We start from the raw sequence: 24,581 nt of genomic DNA, 5'->3' as shown, positions 1-24,581 counted from the left end.
AAAGTAACCGATATCAAGCAATAATCTGTTATTTATCAGCTATAATTTAGTGGAACGATATTTTGTTTGACACAGAAAATGTAATCGATTACATTTTCTGTGTCAAACCCTTTCAGGAGGAAGCTCTTATGAAACTTGACCGGCAAACCATTGTCCTTGGCGCCAGGATCGTCGATAAGCGCGCCGCGATCGAAGCCGTTGGCAAAATTCTGGTTGAAAACGGCTTCATCCAACCGGGCTATATCAACAGCATGCAAAAACGGGAAGAGGTGGCAAACACCTTTCTCGGTAACGGCATTGCAATTCCCCATGGCTTGCCGGAAGATCGTGAACTGATTAACCGGACCGGTATCGCGGTATTACAAATTCCGTCCGGAGTGACCTGGAACCCGGGCGAAACAGCCTCCCTGGTGATAGGTATTGCGGCCAAATCAGATGAACACATCGGCATCCTCACCAACCTGACCCGGATTCTGGATGATCCGCAAACAACCGCCCGTCTGGCCCAGACCACCGATCCGGCAAGCATTATCGACGTGCTGTCCGGCCCGGCCGCCAGCGACCAGCCAACCGTGCCGGAAATCAACCTGGAAGGTTTTTCCTCGGTTGTCGTTCAAGTCAGCGGCGAACATGGTCTGCATGCCCGCCCGGCGACGGCTTTTGTCGAGACGGCAAAACAGTTCGCGGCCGACATCATCGTGGTCCACGGTGACCGCTCCGGGAACGGAAAAAGCCTGGTGGACCTGCTCAAACTGGGCGTCTCCAGTGGACACAGCATCCAGATCCATGCCCGCGGGGAAGACGCAGCCGCCGCGCTGGCGGCACTTCAGGCAGCGGTTGCAGCTGGGCTCGGTGAAGAGCATGAGCCTTCCACTCCGGACGCGGCGCTCAATCATGGCTGGCAGCCGCAAAATGTCGCCGCAACCATCCCCGGGATCAAGGCATCGCCGGGGTTGGCCATCGGCCCGGTCCGCCAGTATGTTCATGAACGTATCGTTGTCGATAAGAACAGCAATGACCCCGAGGCGGAAAAGAAACGACTCCGCCAGGCGGTCGCCGCCGCCAAAGAAAACCTCCAACAACTGTATGACGAAGTACGCGCCAAAACCGGCGCGGCCAAAGCGGCGATTTTCAAGGCCCATCTGGCGTTTCTGGACGACCCTGAACTGCAGCTCGAAGTCCGTGACCGGATTGATGCCGGCAGGAGTGCCGGTTCAGCCTGGCAACAGGCGATTGATGAACGCATCAGGGATCTTGAACAACATGAGGATCCGGTGCTGGCCGGCCGGGCCATGGACCTGCAGGATGTCGGCAGGCGGGTCTTGAAACATATCGCCGGAGTCATTCAGGAACAGCCATTTATTCCGACCGAGCCGGTGATTCTGGTCGCCGAAGACCTGACCCCGTCGGATACCGCAGCGCTTGATCCCGCACTCATTCTGGGATTGTGTACAGCCGGCGGCGGTCCCACCTCTCATTCCGCGATCATCGCCCGTTCCCTCGGCATTCCGGCAATGGTTTCCGCAGGTCCTGCCGTGCTCAAAATCAGCGACCAGACCCTGGCCATCCTTGATGGCGACAGCGGTACCCTCTACCTGGAGCCGAGTGAAGAGGACCGCAACACCGCCGCTCAGGCCAGACAAGAACTCGATTCGCTGCGGGACGAGGAATTCCGCCGCCGCTTTGAGCCGGCCCTGACCCTGGATGGTCAGCGCATTGAAGTCGTCGCCAACATCGGCACCGCCGCAGAAGCTGAGCAGGCCGTCAAAGCCGGCGGCGAAGGAGTCGGCCTGCTACGCACCGAATTTATGTTTCTGGGGCGGGACGCACCGCCCGATGAAGAAGAACAGTTCAAAAATTATACGGCCATGCTGGCCAGCCTCAACGGTCTGCCGATGATTGTCCGAACCCTCGATATCGGCGGCGACAAGGAAGTCCCCTATCTTGACCTGCCGGCCGAGGACAATCCGTTTTTGGGAGAACGCGGCATTCGCCTCTGCCTGAAGCGCCCCGACCTGTTTTCAGCCCAGCTCAGGGCGATTTATCGAGCCTCCCTGCACGGCCCCTTAAAGATCATGTTGCCGATGGTCTCCACCCTTGAAGAATTGGCGGCAGCCAAACAGCTGGCCGAGCAAGCCCGGCTGGCAGTGGGTGCCGAACCGGTCGAGATCGGCATTATGGTCGAGGTCCCTTCCGTCGCGGTCATGGCCGATGCTTTTGCCACGCAGGTCGATTTTTTCTCGGTCGGCACCAACGACCTGACCCAGTACGTGCTGGCGATGGATCGCCTCCATCCGACCCTGGCCGCCAAGGCTGACAGCCTGCACCCGGCGGTATTGAGAATGATCGATATGGTCGTCAAAGCAGCGGATCAGGCCGGGATCTGGGTCGGCGTCTGCGGCGGCCTGGCCGGAGAGCCGCTGGGAGCGGTCATCCTTGCCGGACTGGGGGTTCGGGAACTGAGCATGGTGGTTCCCAGCATTGCCGCCATCAAGGCCCGGCTGCGCAATATCACCCTGGAAGACGCCCGCGCCCTGGCCCGCCAGGCCCTCGCCTGCCCCGATCTTGAACAGGTCCGCAAACTGCAGCTCCCCACAGGAGAACAGCGATGAATGCCCAAGCGACCACCCTGGTCACCGTCACTTTGAATCCGGCCATCGACCTGTCCTGCACTGTTGCCGACTTTACTCCCGGACAGGTCAACCGCGTTAGCGCGTCGCAATCGGATGCCGGGGGAAAAGGGGTCAACATCGCCAGGCTACTGCGCCAGTTTGCGCTGCCGGTCACCGCGACCGGTTTCCTCGGCCAGGCGAATCCGCATCTGTTCCAAAAATTGTTTAGCGAAAGCGGGATCAACGATGCCTTTGTCCGCGTGCCGGGGGAGACCCGCACCGGGATCAAGATCCTTGATCCGCTCAGCCAGGAGACCACGGACATCAATTTCCCCGGTTTTTCACCGACAGCAGACCATCTGCAAGAACTGCACAACGTCCTGGAACGACTGGCGGCAACAGCGGCGACGGTCATTATCGCCGGCAGTGTTCCGGGAGCCATGGAGCCGGCGACAATCGCGCAGCTGGTCCAAACGGTCAAAGCACAAGGAGTGCCGGTCTATGTCGACACCAGCGGCCCGGCCCTGCAGCAGGCCATCGGCGCAGGACCGACCCTGATCAAACCCAATCAGGAAGAATTGTCAGCCTTCCTCGGTCGCCCCTTGACCACGCAGCGAGAGATCGTTGCAGAAGCGCGCCGCCTGATCGAGCAGGGAATCACCACGATTGTGGTCTCCCTCGGGGCGGCGGGGGCGTTGTTCGTGCAGCGCGACCAGGCCTATATGGCTGTCCCGCCCCGGGTCAAGGTGATCAGTACCGTCGGCGCCGGCGATGCCATGGTCGGCAGTTTGGCCGCAGGCTTCCGCCAGGGACTGTCGCTGCATGACTGCGCTCGCCTGGCCACTGCGGTCTCTGCTGCGGTGGTCACGCAAGCCGGACCGGGTCTGGCATCCTTGGCCGCGGCGAAAGCTATCGAAGATCAGGTCGAAATCCATCGGTTAACTTTCTAAAGGGAGGAGAAAATGGGGAGAATAGTTGCGGTAACGGCATGCCCGACCGGAGTTGCCCATACCATCATGGCCGCCGAGGCCCTGAAAAAGGTCGGTGCCGCCATGGGGCACCAGATCGAGGTTGAAACCCAGGGCGCCGAGGGCGCAAAGGATATTCTGACTGCGGAGGCCATCAACGCCGCAGAGGTGGTCATCATTGCCGCGGATATCCATGTGGAGCAAAGCCGGTTTGCGGGAAAACCCCTCTTCACCATCAGCACCAGCAAGGCGATTCGCGACACCAGAGAAGTCATCGAAGCTGCAGCGGCCCTGGCCGGGGGCGCAGTCGTCCCGCCTGCCCCGCCAGCCGGCAGGGAAGCGGCCACCAAACCGGAACAAAGAGCCGCCGGCAAATATATCATCGGGGTCACCTCCTGCCCGACCGGAATCGCCCACACCTTCATGGCGGCGGAAGCCCTCAAAAAAGCGGCCGAAGAACTTGGTTATGAAGTCAAAATCGAAACCCAGGGGTCGGTTGGCGCAAAAAACGTCCTCAGCGCAGCCGATATCGAGCGCGCCGATGCGGTGATCATCGCCGCCGACGCATTTGTCGATAAAAGCCGGTTTGCCGCCAAACCGCTCTATGAGACCTCCACCAAGGAAGCCCTCCACCACGGCCGCCAGGTGATTGAAGCCGGGCTGGCCGCGCAACCGGAGGCAAGCTCCAGTCTCTCCGGCCAGGTCGAGGAGTTGAAGAAAGAACGCTCGGCCGCACGCAGCGGTCCGTACCGCCACCTGATGACCGGGGTTTCCTATATGCTGCCGGTGGTCGTGGCCGGCGGGCTGTTGATCGCCCTGGCTTTCGCCTTTGGCGGGATATATGCCGGCGATCAGAAAGGGACGCTGGGCTGGGCCCTGATGCAGATCGGCGGCGCTACCGCTTTCGCCCTGTTTGTTCCGGTGCTGGCCGGGTTTATCGCTTATTCCATCGCCGAACGGCCGGGGATCACTCCGGGCCTGGTCGGCGGGATGCTCGCCAGCACTGTCGGAGCCGGGTTCCTGGGCGGAATCCTGGCCGGTTTTCTGGCCGGCTACCTGACCCGCTATCTCAATAATGCAATCAAACTGCCGCAAAACCTGCAGGGTCTCAAACCGGTCCTGATCCTGCCGTTTTTGTCAACGTTGCTGGTCGGCCTGTTGATGATCTATGTCATCGGCCCGCCGGTAAAGATCGCCCTGACCGCGTTGACGGACTGGCTGCAGGCCATGCAATCAACCAGCGCCCTGGTGCTGGGCCTGATCCTCGGCGGGATGATGGCTTTTGACATGGGCGGACCGGTCAACAAAGCGGCCTATACCTTTTCCGTGGGGCTGCTCTCCAGTCAGATTTACGGGCCGATGGCCGCCACCATGGCGGCAGGGATGACCCCGCCCCTGGGTCTGGCGCTGGCCGCCACGCTGTTCAAAAGCCGCTTTACTTTGGAAGAGCAAGAAGCCAGTAAAGCCGCTTTTGTTCTCGGCATCTCCTTCATCACCGAAGGGGCCATCCCCTTTGCCGCGCGCGATCCGCTGCGGGTGATCCCCAGTATCATGGCCGGTTCTGCGGTGACCGGGGCACTGTCCATGCTGTTCGGGTCAACCCTGATGGTCCCGCACGGAGGGATTTTTGTCCTGCTGATTCCCAATGCGGTCACCCACCTGCTGCTGTATGCCGCGTCCATTGTCATCGGCACTCTGGTCACAACAGCAGCGCTATACCTGGTCAAACGACCCCTGACCACAGCGCAAACACCGGCCGTCGCGATCCAGGTCGCCGAATAAAACGACTCGGCAGGGCAACGCCAGGTGGAATCCACACCAGCGCCTGACGTTGCCCTGCCCCCGGTGGAGAAAAAGCTCGCTTAAAAGGCATTGCCCGAGCTATGCTGCCGCAGGTAAAATTCTGCCCGGCGGCTGCCCGTAACGTTGCACGCGTTTCCGGGTCGGCAGGTTTATGTCGGTCATTTCCAGCCGCCAGAGCGCTTCTTGTACCCGACCGGACACCATGATATTTCAACGCCGTTTTCTCCCCGCTATTTTTGCCATCGCCGTACCGATGGTGCTCTCCAATGTGACCATTCCCCTGCTCGGTCTGGTTGATACCGCCGTGGTCGGCCATTTGCCGGACAGCGTCTATCTGGCCGGGGTGGCCCTGGGTTCATCAATCATCACCTTTCTGTTCTGGATCGTCGGTTTTCTGCGCATGTCGACAACCGGTTCAGTTGCCCAGGCCCTGGGCCGCGACAATGATCGGGAAGCAATCCAGGTCTGGCGCCACTCGGTGCTGCTCGGTCTGTTCCTGTCCGTACTGCTGATTCTGCTGCAACAGCCGATCTGGCAGACCGCAATGGCGCTAGCCGATCCGGAACCAGCCGTCGCCGCCCAGGCCCAAAGTTACTTTCAGATCCGTATCTGGGGAGCGCCAGCGGCCTTGATCAACCTGGCGACCCTGGGCTGCCTGCTCGGGATGCGCAGGGCCAAAGCGCCGATGATCCTGTTGATCCTGACCAACCTGATCAATATCGTTTTCGACCTGTTCTTTGTCCTTGGCCTTGGTTGGAATGTTGCCGGGGTTGCCGCCGCCTCATTGCTGGCCGATTGTTGTGGAACCATGGGCGGCCTGTGGATCCTCGCGCGCCTGTGGCGGGAACGGGGCATACTGCTGTTTGAACATAAAACCCTGCGAAAAAGCATTGAAGCGCGAAGTTTCAGAGCCCTGCTGGGGTTGAACCTGGACATATTCCTGCGCACCCTGGCTCTGCAAATCTGCTTTACCTTTATGACTTTTCAGGGTGCGCGGTTAGGGAACGAAATTCTGGCGGCCAACATGGTACTGCTTAATTTCCTGCTGCTGGTGTCCTTTGCTCTTGACGGCTTTGCCTATGCCATCGAAGCCCTCGCCGGGGAAGCCATCGGCGCCAGCGATCGCCAGCGTTTTGACCAGCTGGTCACCACCGTCCTGCTGGTCTCTTTCGCGATCAGCCTCCTGTTCTGTCTGCTCTTCACCTGGCAGGGAAACCGCATCATCGCCCTGTTGACCGATATCGATACGGTTCGCAGCACAGCAGCCCGCTACCTGCCCTGGTTGAACTGGCTACCGGCCATCGCGGTCTGGAGTTATATTTTCGATGGGATTTACATCGGGGCGACCGAGGGACGGATCATGCGCAACAGCATGCTGCTGTGCGCTTTCGGGGTTTTCTTCCCCTGCTGGTGGTTGAGCCGTGGCTGGGGAAATCATGCTCTGTGGCTAAGCCTGACCGCTTTTATGCTGGCTCGCGGGCTGAGTCTGGGCTGGCATTGCCTGCACCACCGAGACGCCTGGTTTACGGAGCGGAAAACCACCTGTTAGCAGACACAAACCACGACCAGCTCGCCTAATCCGGTAGCAAGCCAAGAAAAATTTGCCTTCTGCTATTTGACCTATATAATAAGATTTTCCACATAATCATTTAATTTATTTTTTATCTCCGCACATCATCGGAACGCGATGAATAAAGCCTTCATGAGTCAAAAATTCGCCAACCAAATCCAAAAATTCTTCCCTTACGTCTACCGAGCCTATCGGAAAGAGTTTGCGCTCCGCAAATTTCATCGCAACAATGTCATGATTGTTGTTCTGTCGTTATTCCTGTTTTTCGAACAACTTGTGTACGCCTTCCAGGTCAGCGCGCCGGGCAGCAACCGGCAAATGGTTTATGTGCAATCCGCCTTGGCCATGCTGTTTTTTGTCTTTCTCAGCCTCTTTTATCAGTTCAGGAAACCGCAGGCGCTCAATTACTTTCACCGCTTTTATGAAATCAGCCTGTGCCTGGTCGGCATGATCGTGGCCCTGATTCGCTTTATGTTCATTGAATATGACAGCACCGTGGTCCACCTGCCGACCATATACATTGCGGTGATCTACGGGTCGGCGGTCATCTTTATCTTTTCCTTGCGGCAAAGTTTTGCCCTCTATTCACTGCTCAGCCTGAGCACCATCATTTTGCTGCCGCGAGTCCACCCCGAAATTGTTGTAAGCTGTTATATCTGGGATATCGGCTCCAACAGCATCATCGCTTTTCTGGTATCAGCCCTCCATTACCGCAACTTCACCAAAGAGTTCATCAGCAACAAGATTATCGCCGACAAGAACAAAACCCTGCTGGCCAAAAACAAAGAGATCGAACGGATCAACCAGGAACTGCAGAATCAGGCGGAAAGAGACGAACTGACCGGGCTGTTCAACCGGCGTAAAATCAATCAGCTCCTCCGCGATTTGCACAAAAGAGCCCTGCGCTATGAAAAAGATTTCGCCGTTATTCTGCTCGATATCGATTATTTTAAAACCATTAATGACAGCTTCGGCCATGCCACCGGCGACCGGGTCCTGAAAAGCATCGCCAATATTCTGCACGGCAGTCTCCGCGAGGTTGACAGCTGCGGTCGCTGGGGTGGAGAGGAGTTTATTGTCATCTGCCCCGATATCGACTGCAGCGGGGCGCAACCGCTTGCCGAAAGGCTGCGCCAGGCCATCGGCACCTGCAGTTTTTATGAAAGCCAACAGGTGACGGCCAGTTTCGGCATCGCCTGTCAGTCCAACTATTCCACCTTGACCCAGTTACTCAATGCGGCGGATATGTGCCTGTACGAAGCGAAAAATAAAGGCCGCAACCGGGTGATTACCGATTCGGCCAGCAGGAGCTTAAGTTTTCCCTTCAACAATAGGACAGGCTGGAATATCAGGGCCGCAGCCAAGACGGTGCCGAGAGATCGCCACTAACGACGGTGCGCAACGGCAAGACCGCCCCCGCGGCTTCGGTCATGTGAAGCCGCAGGGGAAAATCGTTACGCAACAGCGCCAGGACCAGCCCCCGGCTAACCGCTTGGGGCCCCCCACCCCGGCCAGTCAAAACTGATTTACATTAACCATTTCCACCACACAAACAAGGCCAGGAAACCGAACAGATAAATCAGCCCCAGGTAACTGAGTGCGACCAGGGCCTTATTGGGGCGCAGCTCGGCAGGCATGTCGGCCGTTTGCACCAGGTGATGGTTGAGCCAGGCAAAAAACGGAGTGGTCATGAACGCCATGGTCATGGCAAAGCCGAGCATCGGCAACAGGGCGCTTTTAAAGAACAGCAGAATGGCCACACAGGCAACGGCAACCAGGCCGACCCAGGTGGCAAAAGACCGTTCCGAATACTCATCATGATTACGCAACAGTTGCAGCCCTTCGGCCAGGGCCCGTGAATAACCGTCAACCACGGTGATGGTGGAGCCGAAAATACAGAAAAAAGCGATCAGGGCGATCATGTAGCGGGACCATTCGCCGATGGTGCCGGCATACATACTGACCAGCTGATGGGAAAACCCGATTCCGCCTTTGGCCAGTTCCTGGCCGCCACCGTGCAGAACCAAGGCGCCCAGGGCCAGAAAGAACAGAGCCAGGATGGCGGTTGTCCAATAACCAAGATTGAAATCAAACAGGGCGGATTTAGACGTGACGTCCTGCTCGGCGCGTTGTTTGGCCAGCCATAACGAGGTCAGACAGGAGATTTCGATGGGCGCCGGCATCCACCCCATGGTGACCACCAGAAACCCGACCGAAGCCAGGGTCCAGGGTGAAGGAGAGACATAATCGGCCGGCGCGACCGGACCGTTGTGCCAGGCAATCGCCACCGCAGCGACGGTGGAAATGGCCAGCACCACCATAATAAACTTGGAGATCCGGTTGAGCATGGCAAAATGCCCGGCCAGTACAATCAACAGCGAGGCAGCCAGAACAATCAGGCTTAATACGGACAGCGGCAGATTTCCGGGCAGAAAATATCCCAACAAAGCGGCAGAGAACAGGGTCAGCGCCGAGGTATTCACCACTGCGGAAAAAATATTCAGGAAAAAGGCCAGGCCGATATAACCTTTACCCATCTGGGCGTAACCATTCTGCAGGGTTTTCCCGGTGGCCATCGTATAACTGATCCCGGCCCTGAAAAAAGGATACTTGAACAGATTGACGAATAGAATCAATAACGCCAAAGACCAGCCGAATTTTGCCCCGGCCTGAGTTGAAGCAACCAGATGACTGCCGCCGATCGCTGCAGTTGCCGTGAGGATCCCCGGGCCTAAGGTTCTGACCAATTTGAGCAGCTGATCCCACGGGGAAAGAGAGTTTTCTGTGAGTGTTGTTTCCAAAATCCAATCCTTTTCTTCAGCTTCGAGTCATAGCAACACCCCCGCCGCAGCTGGAGCAAACAGCGGGGAATCCATATCTTTCATGAGCATAATAAACGGCCGGGAGGCTATCCCGACAGAGAGATAAATAAACCATTAAATCAAAAGAAGGATTTTATATCACATAAGGAACGAGAGAACCAGCTCGGAACCCGCGGAATTAAACCGCTTCGCCCGATTTAACGGCCGCTTGCCGGAAAAATGGTGCTGGATATGATTATTTGATGGATTCACCGGTTGGGAAACGGCAAGATTCGGCATTTTTAAAAGAGCATTAACAACCTGCACGGAATTACCCGTCCCGACATGAAGAAAAAAACTTTACTGATCGGCCTGGCCGGTATTTTAGGAATCCTGATGCTGGTGATTTCCCAGGCGGATCGTCACCAGCAAAGTCCAGTCCTCCGCTTGAGCGGAGGACCGGACGGCAGCACTTCGCAACGCTTTGTCGAAGACCTTGCCGGTCTGCTCCATCGGGGGCTGTCCCCGGCCCGCGTCAAAGCCCTGCCTTCGGCAGGATCGCGGGCGAATCTCGCTGAACTGCAAAGAGGCGAAATCGACCTCGCTCTGGCCGGAACGGAAGACACCTACCGCGACCTGAACAACCCTTCCGGGAAAGCGGGCGGCAGCACCAACCTGGCCCTGCTGGCGCAGTTGTCCGGGACCTATGCCCAGTTGCTGGTTCCGCAGAGCAGCCCTCTCAAGGTTCCCGGCGACCTCTGCGGCAAGCGCATCGCCATCGGCAATCCGGGCTCCGACTCGGCAGTGACAGCCAAGCGCTACCTGCAAGCGATGCAGCTATGGGCGCGGATCACTCCTATTTACGTCGGCTATGAACTGGCTTTGCAGGAATTGGTCAACGGCAGCGTGGCAGCGGTCTGGATGGTTTCCGGCGTGCCCAACGAAGCAGTCCAGAAGCTCCAGTATTCCTTTCCGTTACGGCTGATCAGCCCGTGGCCAGAGCCTTCCGCGACCGAGCAGGAGTTGGCCTTTTATCAGGATTTTCCGTTTTACGAACAGGCCATTGTACCGGCCCTGAGCTTTCCGGAACAGACAGAGCCGCTCCGAACCATCGGTGTGCCAGTCTTGTTGCTGGCCGACAGCAATCTTGCTGAAGAGACGACCTTCCGGATTCTCAACCTGCTGTTTACTCCCCACTCCGACACTCCCGCACGACAGCGGTCGGCCCTCCACCAACTCCAGCTCACCAATGCGCTGCCAAATATCACCATCCCGCTACACCCGGGTGCACTGCGCTTTCTCAAGGAATATTTCTAGCCGCTCATCCGTGGGTCACTATGTTAAGATGGATATCCGGTAACAGATCATCGTTGACGGTACATTCCTTCTGCCCCACGGAAATAGATCATGAACAGAATATGCGTTTATTGCGGCTCAAATCCCGGCAGGTCGGCCAGCTATGAAGCGGCCGCAAAGCAACTGGCAGCAACCCTGGCGCAACAGGGTATCGGCCTGGTTTACGGTGGAGCGAGCGTTGGCATCATGGGGATTCTCGCTACTGAAATGCTGGCGCAAGGGGGCGAAGTCATCGGTGTCATCCCCAGGCTGCTGGTTGACAAGGAGGTCGCCCACCCCGGCTTGACCGAGTTGAAAATCGTCCAATCCATGCATCAGCGAAAAGCACAAATGGCGGAACTGGCCGATGGCTTCATCGCCCTGCCGGGAGGCCTCGGAACCCTGGAGGAGCTGTTCGAAATGCTGACCTGGAGCGTCCTTGGCCTGCACAGCAAACCCTGTGCACTGTTAAATGTTGATGGCTATTACGACCTGCTGTGTGCGTTTCTTGAGCACGCCCGGACTGAGCAATTCGTTAAACCTGAGCATCATGCCATGCTGCTCAGCGCGAACGATGCGCAGACCCTGGTGGCCCAAATGGCCGGCTATCGGACTCCCGCCTGCGGCCGCCCCCGCGACGCCGAGGCCCGCTGATGGGGAGATTCCAACAGCCCGAACCGCCCTCGCCCTGCGCCGGGCTGCGCTGATGGAAACCATGCCCGAAGAACAGAATATCAACATTGAACAGCCGGAATGGCGCCCGGTCCCACCGGAACTTAAGGAGGGTTTGTCAACCGCCGGACTCTCCAAAGCACGCTTGCGCAGCTGGCTGCTGGTCCTGGAGGCGCGGGGGATTCCCTGTCGGGGAGAACAGTACGCTGCGGGCTGGTTGCTGCTGGTTCCGGTCAGCCATTACCGGCAGGCCTGTCGGGAGTTGAGTGAGTACGAGCAGGAGAACAGAAACTGGCCGCCAGCACCGCCGGTTGCGCGCAGACTTCACGAGAATACGGCGTCGACCATCTGGGTACTGATTCTGCTGGCGGTTTTTCATAACCTGGTCGTTCAACACGGCAACCCCTTCGGATCCGCCTCGTTGAATTGGCTCGACGCGGGTAACGCTGACGCCCTGAAAATCAGCCAGGGGCAATGGTGGCGTGCGGTCACCGCCCTGACCCTCCATTCCGGGCCGCTGCACCTGGCCGGGAACATTATCGTCGGCGGCTTGTTCAGCGTCCGTCTGTGCTGGCTGCTTGGCTCCGGCAGCGCCTGGTTCCTGATTCTGTGCAGCGGAACCTTTGGCAACCTGATCAATGCCCTGCTGCAAGCACCCGACCATCGTTCCATCGGTGCATCAACGGCCGTCTTCGGCGCAGTGGGGCTGCTCGCGACCATCAATATGCTGTATCATCGCCTGGGGCTGTGGCGCCGCTGGCCGTTGCCCCTGGCAGCAGCCTTGGGCCTGCTGGGCCTGCTCGGCAGCAGCGGGGAGAACACCGACCTGGGTGCCCATCTGTTCGGCTTTGGTTGCGGTATCGTTCTCGGCCTGCTGTGGGGCAAATTGTTCCCCCCGCAACTGACCGCCAACCGGCTGTTGAGCTATGTCCTGGCGGTGGTCTCGGTCGGCCTGCTCAGCGGCAGCTGGTGGCTGGCCCTAAACCACTAACCCGCTCCTGCCTTGGCAGGTTGTCGAAAAAATCCAACCTGTTTTTTAAAGAACAGCGGGGAACGAAGCTTTTTTGCCCACCTTACAAAATCAACCCGTAAAAAAACTCGTAGCCTTTGCGTGCCCGCTCAACAGCTAAGCATCAGCCCGCTTTTTCTCGTTGCTGACGATATCGTGATATTTTTGACGGATTTCAGCGATATCGACCGTCGGTTCGGGAAACTTCATTCGTAGCGATTCCATATATTCACTGATGATCCTGGATACCGCCAGGTTGCGGAACCACTTATGGTTCGACGGGATGATAAACCAGGGCGCGTGCGCTGTGCTGCAACGACTCAGCGCCGCCTCATAGGCCTTGCTGTAAGCATCCCAAAAAGGGCGTTCCGCATAGTCGCCGGTGCTGATCTTCCAGTGCCGGGCCGGGTCATCGATGCGCTTTTTGAAGCGCTCCAGTTGTTCATCCGGGTCGATATGCAGATAAAACTTGAGAATATGGATGCCATTGTCAGAAAGCATTTTTTCAAAATCGTTGATCTGCTGGTAACGCTGGGACCAGATTTTTTTCGGGACCAGGTTATGAACCCGGACCACCAGCACATCTTCGTAATGGGACCGGTTGAAAATGGCGACATGCCCTTTGGGCGGCATGGCCTGATGATAACGCCAGAGAAAATCATGCGCGGCCTCTTCAGCCGACGGGACTTTGAATCCGGTCACCGTACAGCCCTGCGGATTCATGGCGCTCAGCACATGATTGATCGTGCCGTCTTTGCCTGCGGCATCCCGCCCCTGCAGACAGATCAACAGCGAACGCCCCCCTTCCGCATACATCAGATATTGCTGTTCTCTCATCTTGTTGATGTGAGTTTCAAGCTCTTTTTGAACCTTCTTGTCCCCACCGTGGTGATATTTATCCTTGAACCCGGCGTCGACTTTGCTCAAATCAACCTTGCTGCCCGGTTTGACCCGGAACTTCTCCAGATACTTCATCGCTGCTCCTTCCTTTGCTTGCGGCCGCGAACCGGTTCAGAGCGGTACCAGCAAAATGGCCTTGCTCGTTTTTCCTTGAACCCGGGCGGCGATGCTGTTGGCCCAGAAGGCTTCGCTGCCGAACTTGCCATGGGTCGCCATGATGATCAGGTCGGCTTCGGTTTTGCGTGCTGTCCGGGCAATGGTCGGGGCCACTTTGCCATAAGCGATTTCGGCCCCGGCTTCAAGCCCCAGCTGCTTCAACTCCGCCAGACGCTGCTCAAGATAGTGCTGCTGGGACTCCATGGCCTGCTGTTGCAATGCCCAGGTCGAGCCCGGCAAATAGCGCGATACCGTCGCCCGCTCCCCCCACAGCTCGGAAGGGCGAACCACGACCGAAAGCAGGAACAGGGTCCCGTTAGTGGCCAGAGCCAGGTCTTTGGCGATGGCGAAAGTCCGTTCATGCTGGGTCTGACCGTCCAACGGCACCAGCAAACGTCGCAACGCCAACGGCCGATCCGGGATCGTTGCGGCGGGCACCAGCAGCAACGGGGTCTTGCCGAAACTGACCACCTGTTGGGGCAGACTGCCCCGGATCAGATGCTCAAAGCGCTTCGGTCCATGGGAACTCATCACGATCAGGTCCGGCGCCACCTCCTGCTCGTGGGCGACAATCCCTCTGGCAACATCGGTGACCGCTTCTTCATGAACATGACAATGAAGCTGCAGATCCTCGATATCAAGGCGACGGCACAAGTCCTTCAGGTACTCTTCCGCCTCTTCCCGTTCGGCCAGATGACGTTCACCATGAATATTTGCCGGAGGATTTTCTTCGAGCAGATGCAGCAGGGTGACTTCGGCGGAAAACAGGCGTGCCAGGCTGATGGCGACCGCACAGGCATTTTCCGCCAGAGAAGAGCCGTCCAATGGGACAATAATATGCTTGAACATGGTCAGGATCCCCAAACTGTCTGATAAATCAGGTAAAAATTCAATGCGATGATCAACCCGGCGATCACAGCGGCCGCCAGGGTGGTGATCCGCCAGTTCACTAGATCCCCCATCAGGTCGGTACGCCGGGTGAAGATCACCAGCGGGATAACGGCAAAAGGCAGCCCGAAGCTGAGCACCACCTGGCTGATCACCAGGGTTCGGGTCGGATCAAGACCGATATAGATCACCACCAGCGACGGCAGAATGGTGATCAGCCGCCGCAGCCAGACCGGAATGTGCCGTTGCAGAAAGCCCTGCATGATCACCTGGCCGGCCATGGTGCCGACCGTGGTGGAGGCCAGCCCCGCGGCGAGCAGGGAAATGGCGAATACCCAGCCCGCAGCCCGGCCGAGCAGGGGTTCAAGGGTCCGGTACGCCTCCTCGATGGAAGCAACATGACTGAACCCCTGTTGGTGAAAGGTGGCGGCAGCCATCAGCAGCATGGCCGCGTTGACGAACCCGGCAATCCCCATGGCAATGGTGACATCGATAAGCTGATAATAAAACAGCTGGCGTTTCTGCTTTGCCCCGGTGGCCATGATCCTGGATTGAGTCAGCGACGAATGTAGGAAAATAACATGGGGCATCACTGTTGCCCCAAGAATCCCGGTTGCCAAGAGGACACTCTGAGGACCGGAAAAACCAGGAACAACAGCATGATAGGCCACCTTTGCCCAGTCCGGTTTATCCAGATAGGTTTCAATCAGGTAGCAGAGCGCAATCACCCCGAGTAAGGCGGTAATAACCGCCTCAAGGGGACGGAACCCACGGGCCTGCAAGGCCAGGATGAGAAAGGTGACTACCGCAGTGATCAGGCCGGAAGTCCATAGCGAAAAACCAAACAAAAGATTGAAGCCGACCGCGGCACCGATAAATTCAGCCAGATCGGTGGCAATGGCTACCAACTCCATGATCAGCCACATCCCCCAGACCACCGGGGCCGGAAAATGATCGCGACACAACTCGGCCAGGTTCCGACCGGTGGCGATCCCCAGTTTGGCGGAAAGGCTTTGAATCAACATCGCCATCAAATTGCTGGCGACAATCACCCACAGCAGGGTATAACCGAACTTGGCTCCACCTTCGATGTTGGTGGCAAAGTTACCGGGGTCGACATAAGCGATACTGGCAATAAAGGCCGGGCCGAGAAACGGCAGCAGACGGGCCAAACCGGTCTTGGGTCCGGCCCCGCTGAGGACCTTGTCGGCCAGCAACCTGGTCTTGTCATCATTGCTGCCGCGTTGGGCACCAGCGGAATCAGAAGCAATCATCATGGAGACTTTATCCATTAAAAAAGAGCCGTTGAGAGGATCGACAAAACATCGAAAACATGCTTCACTTTAGCTCAATTGCCGGGGCTGTCAAACTGTTCCTGCGTCCCGGCCCGGTGCTTGCGGACGGATCACTCCGTCGTGACCAGGCAAGGAAGGTAACCACCATGCATACAGATCATGAGTCAACGATGCTGAATCAATTTTGGCTGTTCAGAATACACGGCCGCCGCTTTCTGCTCGCCAGCGCCGCGCTGCTGGTGTTGATCGGCCTGGCCGGCTGGTTGTGGCGACCGGCCCTGTGGCTGTATCTCGCAGCGGCTCCGGTCATCCTGATCGGCCTGTGGGATCTCTATTTTTCAACCAATACCATTTTGCGCAATTTTCCCTTTTTCGGCCATTTCCGCTATCTGGCCATGCGTATTTACCCGGAGATTCACCAGTATTTTGTCGAAAACGACATCGACGGCAGACCGTTTAACAAAATTCAGCGCAGCATGGTCAACAAACGGGCGGATCAACGCATGGAAACCCATCCGTTCGGAACGGAATACAATGTCTACCAGGAAGGCTATGAGTGGTCGCCGCATTCCATCTATCCCAAAGCTGTGCCGGCCCAGGCTCCGCGGGTGAAAGTGGGCGGTTCCCAATGTCGACAGCCCTATAGTGCGGCAGTCCTGAATATCTCGGCAATGAGCTTCGGCAGTTTGAGCGCGGCAGCGGTCCGGGCCCTGAATCGTGGTGCCAAGGTCGGTGGGTTTTATCACAATACCGGGGAAGGCGGTCTCTCCCCTTACCACGAGGATGCCGGGGCAGACCTGGTCTGGGAAATCGGTTCCGGCTACTTCGGCTGCAGGAATAAAGATGGCGGTTTTGACCCGGATCTGTTTCAGCAGACCGCGCGCAAGGCAGCGGTCAAGATGATTGAGATCAAACTCTCGCAAGGGGCCAAGCCCGGTCACGGCGGGGTGCTCCCCGCCCCCAAGAATACCCCCGAAATCGCCCGGATCAGAAACGTCGAACCCTATACCAAAGTCGTCTCCCCGGCCTTTCACAAAGAATTTTCCGATGCCGCCGGCCTGTTAGGGTTTGTCGATCGCCTGCGCGAACTGAGCGACGGGAAACCGGTCGGGTTCAAACTGTGCATCGGCTCGCGGCAGGAATTTGCAGACATCTGCCAGGCGATGCTGGACACCGGCCTGCGCCCCGATTTTATCACCGTCGATGGCAGTGAGGGTGGAACCGGTGCGGCTCCGCCGGAATTTTCCGATTCCATGGGCATGCCCCTGGAAGAAGCGCTGGTCTTTGTCAGCGACACCCTCCATCGTTACGGGCTCAGAAAAGAGCTGCGCATCATCGCCTCGGGCAAGATCATCAGCGCTTTTGACATGATCAAAGCCTTTGCCCTGGGCGCGGACATCTGCAACAGTGCCCGGGGGATGATGTTTGCCCTCGGCTGCATCCAGGCCCTCAAATGCGATACGGACGAATGCCCGACCGGGATTACCACCCATAATCCGAACCTGACCCGCGGGCTGATCGTGCCGGAAAAAGCCAGACGTGTCGCCAATTTCCAGAGTGAAACCATCCAGGCCGCCCTGGAACTGTTGGCGGCCATGGGCTGCGAACAGTTCGGCGATCTGACCCGACAGCATATTTTCAAACGGATCAACGCCGAAACGGTCCGCTCCTTTGCCGAAATCTATCCTGCAAAGGACAGCCTGGCTACGCCTGGATAGGACGGTTTCCGCCGAGCCCCCTGCCCCCCCACCCGGGCTGGGGGAGAGCTTAGGCCGGCCCCAAGACCGCCGAAAACAGCGGGAGAACAGATGAGAATATTGGTTATTGAAGATGACAGCGGGACGGCTCAGTTCATTAAAAAGGGCTTCGCCCAGGCCGGCTACGCCGTCGATCATGCGGCAGATGGCATTGACGGCCTGTTCATGGCGGAAAATAACGACTATGACGCGCTGGTTGTCGATGTCATGCTGCCCGGCGTCGATGGCCTCAGTGTGGTTAAAAGACTCAGAGGTCGTCACAACAACACCCCCATCATCATATTGAGTGCAAAAAAAACTCTGGATGACAGAATCCGCGGTCTGCATAGCGGCAGCGACGATTATCTGGTCAAGCCGTTTGCGTTCTCGGAATTGCTGGCCCGGACCCAGGCCCTGCTGCGCAGGGTCCAGGCCATCACGGACCCGACCAACCTGACCATCGAGGGTCTGCAGCTGGATATTCTGAAGCGTAAGGTCTTCCGGGACAATGAACCCATTGAGCTGCAGCATCGGGAATTTGCCCTGCTGGAATACCTGATGCGCAACTGCGGCCGGGTCGTCTCCAAAACCATGATCATGGAGCATGTCTGGGACTACAACTTTGACCCGGAAACCAACGTCGTTGAGGCCCGGATCTGCCGTTTGCGCAACAAAATCGACCGCAGCCAGCCGGTGAAATACATCCATACGGTCAGGGGTGCCGGCTATATCCTGGAAGCACGGAGAAAGGGGTGATCCATTCTCTCAAAGCCCGGTTGACCCTCTGGTATACCCTGCTGCTGGCGGTCACCTCGCTGATCTTCTTCTTCGTTATCTACCTGGTGCTGGTGCGCAACCTGAATGATCATCTGGACAATGACCTCCATGATGACGCCAAAGAGATCGCTCTGCTCTTTGAACGCTTCGGTTTTGAAAGGGCAACCCAGGAGATTGCCCTGGAAGTCCAGGGTGAAGACCGGCAGGTGCGCTTTTACCGGATCTTTTCCCCGGCAGCTCAGCTCATCAGCGCAACCGATCTCAGCGCCTGGCAGCACCTCGCCGCCCAACCGGAATACCGCCCCGAACCGGACCAGATGATTTTCTTTTCCCTGCCGGTGACAGGCCATCACTATCCGGTCAGATCCGTCTTCTATGGTATGAAAAACGGTTATTTCCTGCAGGTGGGCATAGAACCCGTCGACAATGAAAGCCTGTTCAGCCTGTTTCGGGAAACTTTTGCCGTCGCTTTTATCTCACTGGTGGCGGTGGGTGCAATCTGCGGGTTTCTGATTTTATTGGTGGCGCTGAAAGGATTGACCGGTCTGCAAGCATCCTTTGAACGCGTCGGCTACGGCGAATTCTCCCATTTGCCGATCTCGGGCCGAGAGCCGGCAGAGATAAAGACGTTGATTCAGACCTTCAACAGCATGCAGCAACGCATTCAAACCCTGATCGCCGAGCTGAAAAACGTCACCAATAATATTGCCCACGATTTACGCAGCCCGATCACACGGATTCGGGGGATGGCGGAAACAACCCTGACCGGCCCGCAAACCCTGGAAGACTATCAAGAGACCACGGGCAGCATTATCGAGGATTGCGACACCCTGGTCGGGATGATCAACACCATGTTGGAAATTGCCGAATCCGATGCCGGAGTAACGCGAATTGCTCAGGTGATCGTCGATATCTCCGGGATGATCCATGACGCCGCCGATATTTTCCTGCCGGTGGCCGAGGATAAAGGCGTCGAATTGCTGGTCAGGTGCCCCCCCTATCCGGTTTATACGACGGGCGACAAGGTCAAGCTGCAAAGGGCACTGGCCAACCTGGTGGATAATGCCCTGAAATATACCCCACCGGACGGCTGCGTCACGCTGGCCCTTGATCAGCAGGACAGCGCGTTGATCATCACCCTGTGCGATACCGGCATCGGCATTGCTGAAGGGGAGCTGGAGCATATTTTCGACCGCTTCTACCGCTGCGATCCCAGCCGCTCAACCCCGGGCAACGGCCTCGGCCTGGCCCTGGTCAGAGCCATCGTCCGGTTACACCGGGGGCAGATCGAAGTCAGCAGTACCCTCGGCAAAGGCAGCTGCTTTAAGCTCACTCTTCCTGCTGCTCAGGAATAAGCAGCACTGCACAATCATTGCGCGGCAGAATAATCCCTTCCCAAAAAGCATCTGACACGGCAAATCGACAGCGCCCACGCCGGCGAAAGCTAACCAAAAAATCATCTTCCGGTCATGTTGGAGAAATTTTCCATTGTGTATAGTTTTTGTTTGGTAAAATTAAACAGAACTCTTGTCGCATCGGTGAATCTGTTGCCTTCGACAGATTTCAGCCCCAGAAAAAGGAAGATTGCCGATGGTTAACAAAGTTTCCTTTGTCATCCCGGTCTACAACGAAGAACAAAACCTCGCGGCCCTGGTCACTGAAATTTTCCAGGTCATGGAAAAACTCTCATACCCCTTCGAAATTCTTTTTGTCGATGACGGCAGCATTGATCGCAGCCTGCAGATTCTCAAGGAGTTGGCCGCGACCCGCTCCCAAATCAAATATCTGAGCCTGGCCCAGCGCTGCGGCCAGTCCGCAGCACTGGGCTGCGGCTTTCAGGCAGCCAGCGGCGATGTGATTGTGACCATGGATGCCGATCTCCAGAACGATCCCGCTGACTTGGAGCACATGTTCAAATTTTATGGCGATTATGACATGGTCACCGGCTGGCGGTTCAATCGCCAGGACAGCTGGTCAAAAAAAATCGGCAGCAAAATCGGCAACCGCTTTCGCAATTGGTTGACTCACGAACAGATTCATGACACCGGCTGTTCACTGAAAATCATGCGCGCGGACATGCTCAAACAGATCCGCCTGTTTAAAGGCCTGCACCGTTTTCTGCCCACCCTGATGCGGCTGGAAGGTGCACGGGTGATTGAGGTCAAAGTCAACCATCGCCCACGGCGCCATGGCGAATCAAAATATTCCAACTGGCGGCGGGGAATTGAAGGCTTTAACGATGTCCTGGCGGTACGCTGGATGATCAAACGTTCGACCCCCGTGCAGATCAAGGAACGTCATGTCGAAAACTGAACTGGGCATTCTCATCCTCGGCTTCTCCGGCCAGACCCTTTTTTTCATGCGTTTTTTCGTCCAGTGGCTGACCTCGGAAAAGTTGCACCGCAGCGTCATCCCGGTGTCCTTCTGGTATTTCAGCATCGGGGGCAGTTCCCTGCTGTTGATTTATGCCATCATCCGTAAGGATGTGGTGTTTATCGTCGGCCAGGCAACCGGGTTCACCATTTACCTGCGTAACCTCTATTTCATCGCCAAAGAACGTCGCGAGAAAGAAGAACATGGCGCCTCAACCCCTTAAATCCAAGAGCTTCCTACTGGCTTGCTTTTCGGCCCTGCTCCTGCTCCCGGCCGGGGCAATGCCGTTGATGGAAACAACCGAGGCCCGTTATGCGGAGATTGCCCGCGAAATGATCGTGTCCGGCAATTATCTGGAACCGTATTTCAATGCCATCAAGCATTTTCACAAACCACCACTGACCTATTGGCTGGTTGCCGCCGGACTGAAAACTTTTGGATTCAACAATTTCGGTGCCCGTTTTTTTGGGATTCTCGCTGCAATAGCCGCGGTGATTTACGTCTATCGTTGCGCCTGTTTGTTTCTGGACAAAGACAGGGGCGCCCTGACCGCCACCATCATGTTCGCATCGTCACTGTTGTTCCTGACCGTAGCGCGCCTGGCCTCCACAGAGATCTACCTGGTGGCTTGCGTGGTAGCCGCCCAGTTCTACCTGTTGCGCCAGATTTACGGGCAACCCGGCCGGAGCAACGCCCTCTGGTTCGGTCTCTGGCTGGGGCTGGGCTTTATGATCAAAGGACCGATCATTTTTCTGTTTACCCTGCTGCCGGGACTGGTCGGCAAACTGACGGACAAGCGCCACCGTGCCATCTTCAGCTGGCGGCAAACCTTTGCAGCATGCGGAATATTTTGCGCCGTGGCGCTCCCCTGGTATCTGCTGGTGGTCGCAAAGAATCCCGGGCTGCTGGCCTATTTCTTGAAAGTTCAGACTGTCGATCGGGTGGTCACCGACCGTTTTCGCCGTTATGAACCGCCGTGGTATTTTTTCTACATTTTTACGGCCACCTTTTTCCCTTATATCCTGTTTTTCGGCAAAGGCCTGTGGCGCTGGAAAAATCTCAGCAGTGAACTGAAAACCCTGCTCCTGTATGTCGCCCTGCCGATGTTGGTTTTCACCATCGCCAAAGGCAAACATGCGACCTATATCCTGCCCTTTTACGGCACCTGCGCCATTCTCACGGCCGCCATGCTGAAGCGCGATGCCATGCCACGCCTGCGCGATGCCACCGCCGCGATCCTGCTCGTTTTCGCAGTTGCTCCGGCGGTGGCAGGAATGGCCTATGCACCGCTGCGCTCAAGCCTGGTTCCTCTGCTCGGCAGCGGGCTGCTTTTGCTGGCGCTCTGGTGGATGGTCTGGAAATCCCGCCAGCAGGAAACGTTCTGGGCCGCAACGGCACTGCTCATGCTCCTGTTCAGCACGGTCGCCATTGTCTGCGTCGGCATCGCCGGGCCGAATATGCGTGGCTATCAGCAGATGGCGGCGGCAATGAACCGGATCGACCCGCAAAGAAAGCTGACCACCCTGATCTATCACGGTTTTTTGCCTTCCGTTTCCTTTTATCGCAATCAACTGGCAGTCATGTCCTTTTCCGACCAGCGGGAGACCCAGTTCCAACCCGAAACGAGCTATCGTCCCTGGTATGTCACCACGGAAAGCGAACTGACGCCGATCCTGGCGGAAAACCCGAAACTCTTCGTGATTGTCCGCAAACAGGAGATCGAAGATTTTACCACGCAGCATGCTTACCGCTGCAATGTGGTTTTCCAGCAGCGCAAACATTCGGCGTACCTCTGCGAGGCGAACGCGCCGTAACCGGAGGCGCAGTTCCCCGCTCCGAAAATCGCTTCCGGCACAATCCGCAGAACAGCTTCGATGGCCAACAAAAAAGGAGTTCTCCGCCGGGAGAACTCCTTTTTGCTGTTTTGAAAATCGACGCCGCTTATTTGCTTTGCTCCACCATATACTCCACGGCAGACTTCACTTCACTGTCGGTCAATTGGCTGTGGCCGCCCCGTGGCGGCATATTGCCGATGCCATTGATGGCGTTCTGGACCAGCTTATCGACGCCAACATCCTTCACCAAAGCGCTCCAGGCTGCCGCATCCCCTGTTTTGGGTGCCCCCATGACCCCACTGCCGTGACAACCACTGCAATTTTGGGTGTAGATTGCCTGCCCGGAGGCAGAAGACATTTTGTCCTGGACTCCGGCGAGCAGCGTTTGAGCCTCTGTTTTCATCTGCCCGGCCTTGGCTTCGACCTGATCCATCCCGGCTGCAACCTGTTCTTTGGCGGTTTCTGTCGCTACCGCAACTTTCTCTTTGGCCTGCGCAGCCATTTCGCCAACTTTCTCTGTCGCCTGCTGCACTGCCTGTGACGCCGGCTCAGTCTGTTCCTTAGCCGCGGGAGCTGCCGCCTGGTCCTTCCCGCCATTATCATCTTTACTGCAGCCCGTCACATAAAAACAGCTGAAAAGCGCACACAACAGCATTAACGATCTCATTGGATACTCCTTTTGAAAAATAATAAAATTTGGCAATCCCGAGCCTGTCCGGGGATCTCATTAAAATTTAGCAGAGGATTTACGGAAAACAATTGCCCCTGATACAATATCCGTCACAACGCCCCAGCCTTCGAAGAAGCGGTCAGGAGAAACGGTTTCTGTCGTGTGGCCGTAAAAAATCAAGTTCCGGGCCTTTGGGAATGATCCCGGTCGGATTGATAGTTTTATGGCTGCCGTAATAGTGGGTTTTGATATGGGAAAAATTCACGGTCTCGGCAACACCGGGCTGTTGAAACAGATCGCGCAGATAGTTGGAAAGGTTCGGATAATCTTCAATCCGTTTGCGGTTGACCTTAAAGTGGCCGTGATAAACCGCGTCAAATCTGATCAGGGTGGTAAACAGCCGCCAGTCCGCCTCGGTCAGCTGTGAGCCGGCCAGAAACCGCTGCCGGTCCAAGCGGTTCTCCAACCAGTCCAGGGTATCGAACAGCGCATCAAACGCCTCTTCATAGGCCTGCTGGGTCGTGGCAAAGCCGGCCCGGTAGACACCGTTATTGACTGTTTGATAGATCCGTTCATTGAGCCGGTCGATCTCCCCTTGCAGGGCGACAGGATAATAATCGGTCTGGACCGCGGTCAAATGATTGAAGGCACGGTTCAACATTCGAATGATCTCGGCGGACTCATTGTTGACAATAGTCTTGCGCTGTTTATCCCAGAGCACTGGAACCGTGACCCGCCCGCTCATGTTGTCGGCAACGGTCAGATAAAGTTCATAGAGATACCTGATCCCACTCACCGGACCATGCTCCGCGTCCCCCAGTTCCCAGCCGTTTTCGAGCATCAGCGGGTCTACCACGGTGACCCCGATCACCCCCTGCAACCGTTTTATGCTTCTGAAAATCAACGTTCGGTGGGCCCAAGGGCAGGCCAGGGAGACATACAGGTGATAGCGGTCGGGTTCGGCGGCAAATCCGCCCTCGCCACTCGGCCCGACACTGCCGTCAACAGTGACCCAATTGCGAAATTGTGACTCCTGCCGCACGAAGCGGCCACCATTTTCATCCGTATCATACCAGCGGTCCTGCCACTGACCATTGACCAACAACCCCATATCAAAAGTTCCTTTGCTGAAAAGTTCAAAATCCTCCAACTCCTTTCAGCATAGCCGGAAGCTGCGCTGC

General features: G+C 56.9%; 20 protein-coding genes. 14 read left to right on the top strand and 6 right to left on the bottom strand.

The window, feature by feature from the left end:
- The first annotated feature begins 128 nt into the window (after positions 1-128).
- The 5 genes from ptsP to N909_RS23990 all read left to right on the top strand — a co-directional run bounded on the left by ptsP (position 129) and on the right by N909_RS23990 (position 8,342).
- The gene (gene ptsP / locus N909_RS0116845) at positions 129-2,612 is read left to right on the top strand and encodes a phosphoenolpyruvate--protein phosphotransferase (protein ID WP_029917228.1); all 2,484 of its coding nucleotides are present in this window, start codon (positions 129-131) and stop codon (positions 2,610-2,612) included.
- Positions 2,609-3,562, top strand: coding sequence for a 1-phosphofructokinase (pfkB, locus tag N909_RS0116840; RefSeq protein WP_029917226.1), 954 nt, complete (start codon positions 2,609-2,611; stop codon positions 3,560-3,562). Before ptsP ends, pfkB begins: the two co-directional genes overlap by 4 nt.
- 12 nt (positions 3,563-3,574) lie before the next feature.
- Positions 3,575-5,362: a PTS fructose-like transporter subunit IIB gene (locus N909_RS0116835; protein WP_029917224.1), complete on the top strand. Its 1,788-nt coding sequence runs from the start codon at positions 3,575-3,577 to the stop codon at positions 5,360-5,362.
- A gap of 172 nt (positions 5,363-5,534) precedes the next feature.
- Positions 5,535-6,932, top strand: coding sequence for an MATE family efflux transporter (locus N909_RS0116830; RefSeq protein WP_211253969.1), 1,398 nt, complete (start codon positions 5,535-5,537; stop codon positions 6,930-6,932).
- A gap of 153 nt (positions 6,933-7,085) precedes the next feature.
- A complete protein-coding gene (locus tag N909_RS23990; RefSeq protein ID WP_162179133.1) occupies positions 7,086-8,342 on the top strand; it encodes a GGDEF domain-containing protein in 1,257 nt (418 codons plus the stop codon).
- Positions 8,343-8,479: 137 nt separating this feature from the next.
- Here N909_RS23990 and N909_RS0116820 read toward each other — a convergent pair whose 3' ends face one another.
- Positions 8,480-9,754, bottom strand: a complete 1,275-nt coding sequence (locus N909_RS0116820; protein WP_029917216.1) for an NRAMP family divalent metal transporter — start codon at positions 9,752-9,754, stop codon at positions 8,480-8,482.
- A 345-nt stretch (positions 9,755-10,099) separates the two neighbouring features.
- Here N909_RS0116820 and N909_RS0116815 point away from each other — a divergent pair, with 345 nt between their 5' ends.
- The 3 genes from N909_RS0116815 to N909_RS0116805 all read left to right on the top strand — a co-directional run bounded on the left by N909_RS0116815 (position 10,100) and on the right by N909_RS0116805 (position 12,752).
- Entirely contained in the window at positions 10,100-11,071 is a 972-nt protein-coding gene (locus N909_RS0116815; protein WP_029917214.1) for a TAXI family TRAP transporter solute-binding subunit, read from the top strand.
- Positions 11,072-11,161: 90 nt separating this feature from the next.
- Positions 11,162-11,743 carry an LOG family protein gene (locus tag N909_RS0116810; protein WP_029917212.1) on the top strand — a complete coding sequence of 194 codons (582 nt, stop codon included), beginning with the start codon at positions 11,162-11,164 and terminating at the stop codon, positions 11,741-11,743.
- Positions 11,744-11,795: 52 nt separating this feature from the next.
- Positions 11,796-12,752, top strand: coding sequence for a rhomboid family intramembrane serine protease (locus N909_RS0116805; RefSeq protein ID WP_029917210.1), 957 nt, complete (start codon positions 11,796-11,798; stop codon positions 12,750-12,752).
- A gap of 135 nt (positions 12,753-12,887) precedes the next feature.
- Here the strand turns inward: N909_RS0116805 and N909_RS0116800 are convergent, their stop codons facing one another.
- The 3 genes from N909_RS0116800 to N909_RS0116790 are packed head-to-tail and all read right to left on the bottom strand — an operon-like array spanning position 12,888 to position 15,991.
- The gene (locus tag N909_RS0116800; protein ID WP_036683259.1) at positions 12,888-13,745 is read right to left on the bottom strand and encodes a polyphosphate kinase 2 family protein; all 858 of its coding nucleotides are present in this window, start codon (positions 13,743-13,745) and stop codon (positions 12,888-12,890) included.
- Positions 13,746-13,781: 36 nt separating this feature from the next.
- Positions 13,782-14,675 carry a universal stress protein gene (locus tag N909_RS0116795; RefSeq protein WP_029917205.1) on the bottom strand — a complete coding sequence of 298 codons (894 nt, stop codon included), beginning with the start codon at positions 14,673-14,675 and terminating at the stop codon, positions 13,782-13,784.
- A 2-nt stretch (positions 14,676-14,677) separates the two neighbouring features.
- Positions 14,678-15,991 (bottom strand): Nramp family divalent metal transporter, encoded by a 1,314-nt coding sequence (locus N909_RS0116790; RefSeq protein WP_245613613.1) that lies wholly within the window; start codon positions 15,989-15,991, stop codon positions 14,678-14,680.
- Positions 15,992-16,179: 188 nt separating this feature from the next.
- On the opposite strand from N909_RS0116790, the gene N909_RS0116785 reads away from it, so the two are divergent.
- The 6 genes from N909_RS0116785 (at position 16,180) to N909_RS0116760 (ending at position 22,709) form a co-directional block, all read left to right on the top strand.
- Complete coding sequence (locus N909_RS0116785; protein WP_084167752.1) at positions 16,180-17,727, top strand: FMN-binding glutamate synthase family protein; 1,548 nt, start codon at positions 16,180-16,182, stop codon at positions 17,725-17,727.
- A 90-nt stretch (positions 17,728-17,817) separates the two neighbouring features.
- A complete protein-coding gene (locus N909_RS0116780; protein WP_029917199.1) occupies positions 17,818-18,501 on the top strand; it encodes a response regulator in 684 nt (227 codons plus the stop codon).
- On the top strand, positions 18,498-19,877 hold the full coding sequence (locus tag N909_RS0116775; RefSeq protein ID WP_051689851.1) for a sensor histidine kinase: 1,380 nt from the start codon (positions 18,498-18,500) through the stop codon (positions 19,875-19,877). Before N909_RS0116780 ends, N909_RS0116775 begins: the two co-directional genes overlap by 4 nt.
- Positions 19,878-20,112: 235 nt before the next feature.
- The gene (locus N909_RS0116770; protein ID WP_029917194.1) at positions 20,113-20,835 is read left to right on the top strand and encodes a glycosyltransferase family 2 protein; all 723 of its coding nucleotides are present in this window, start codon (positions 20,113-20,115) and stop codon (positions 20,833-20,835) included.
- Positions 20,822-21,118: a lipid-A-disaccharide synthase N-terminal domain-containing protein gene (locus N909_RS0116765; RefSeq protein ID WP_029917193.1), complete on the top strand. Its 297-nt coding sequence runs from the start codon at positions 20,822-20,824 to the stop codon at positions 21,116-21,118. The genes N909_RS0116770 and N909_RS0116765 overlap by 14 nt, the downstream gene beginning before the upstream one ends.
- Positions 21,099-22,709, top strand: coding sequence for an ArnT family glycosyltransferase (locus N909_RS0116760; RefSeq protein WP_029917191.1), 1,611 nt, complete (start codon positions 21,099-21,101; stop codon positions 22,707-22,709). The genes N909_RS0116765 and N909_RS0116760 overlap by 20 nt, the downstream gene beginning before the upstream one ends.
- 127 nt (positions 22,710-22,836) lie before the next feature.
- Here the strand turns inward: N909_RS0116760 and N909_RS24825 are convergent, their stop codons facing one another.
- Positions 22,837-23,397: a c-type cytochrome gene (locus N909_RS24825; RefSeq protein WP_084167750.1), complete on the bottom strand. Its 561-nt coding sequence runs from the start codon at positions 23,395-23,397 to the stop codon at positions 22,837-22,839.
- Between the two features lie 142 nt (positions 23,398-23,539).
- Complete coding sequence (locus N909_RS0116750; RefSeq protein ID WP_029917186.1) at positions 23,540-24,511, bottom strand: glutathione S-transferase family protein; 972 nt, start codon at positions 24,509-24,511, stop codon at positions 23,540-23,542.
- Positions 24,512-24,581: the final 70 nt, after the last annotated feature.

This window comes from Pelobacter seleniigenes DSM 18267, assembly GCF_000711225.1.
In the GTDB taxonomy this organism is placed as follows: Bacteria; Desulfobacterota; Desulfuromonadia; order Desulfuromonadales; family Geopsychrobacteraceae; genus Seleniibacterium; species Seleniibacterium seleniigenes.
The sequence above is the reverse complement of the archived record's forward strand: the minus strand, read 5'-3'. Positions and strand labels throughout refer to the sequence as shown.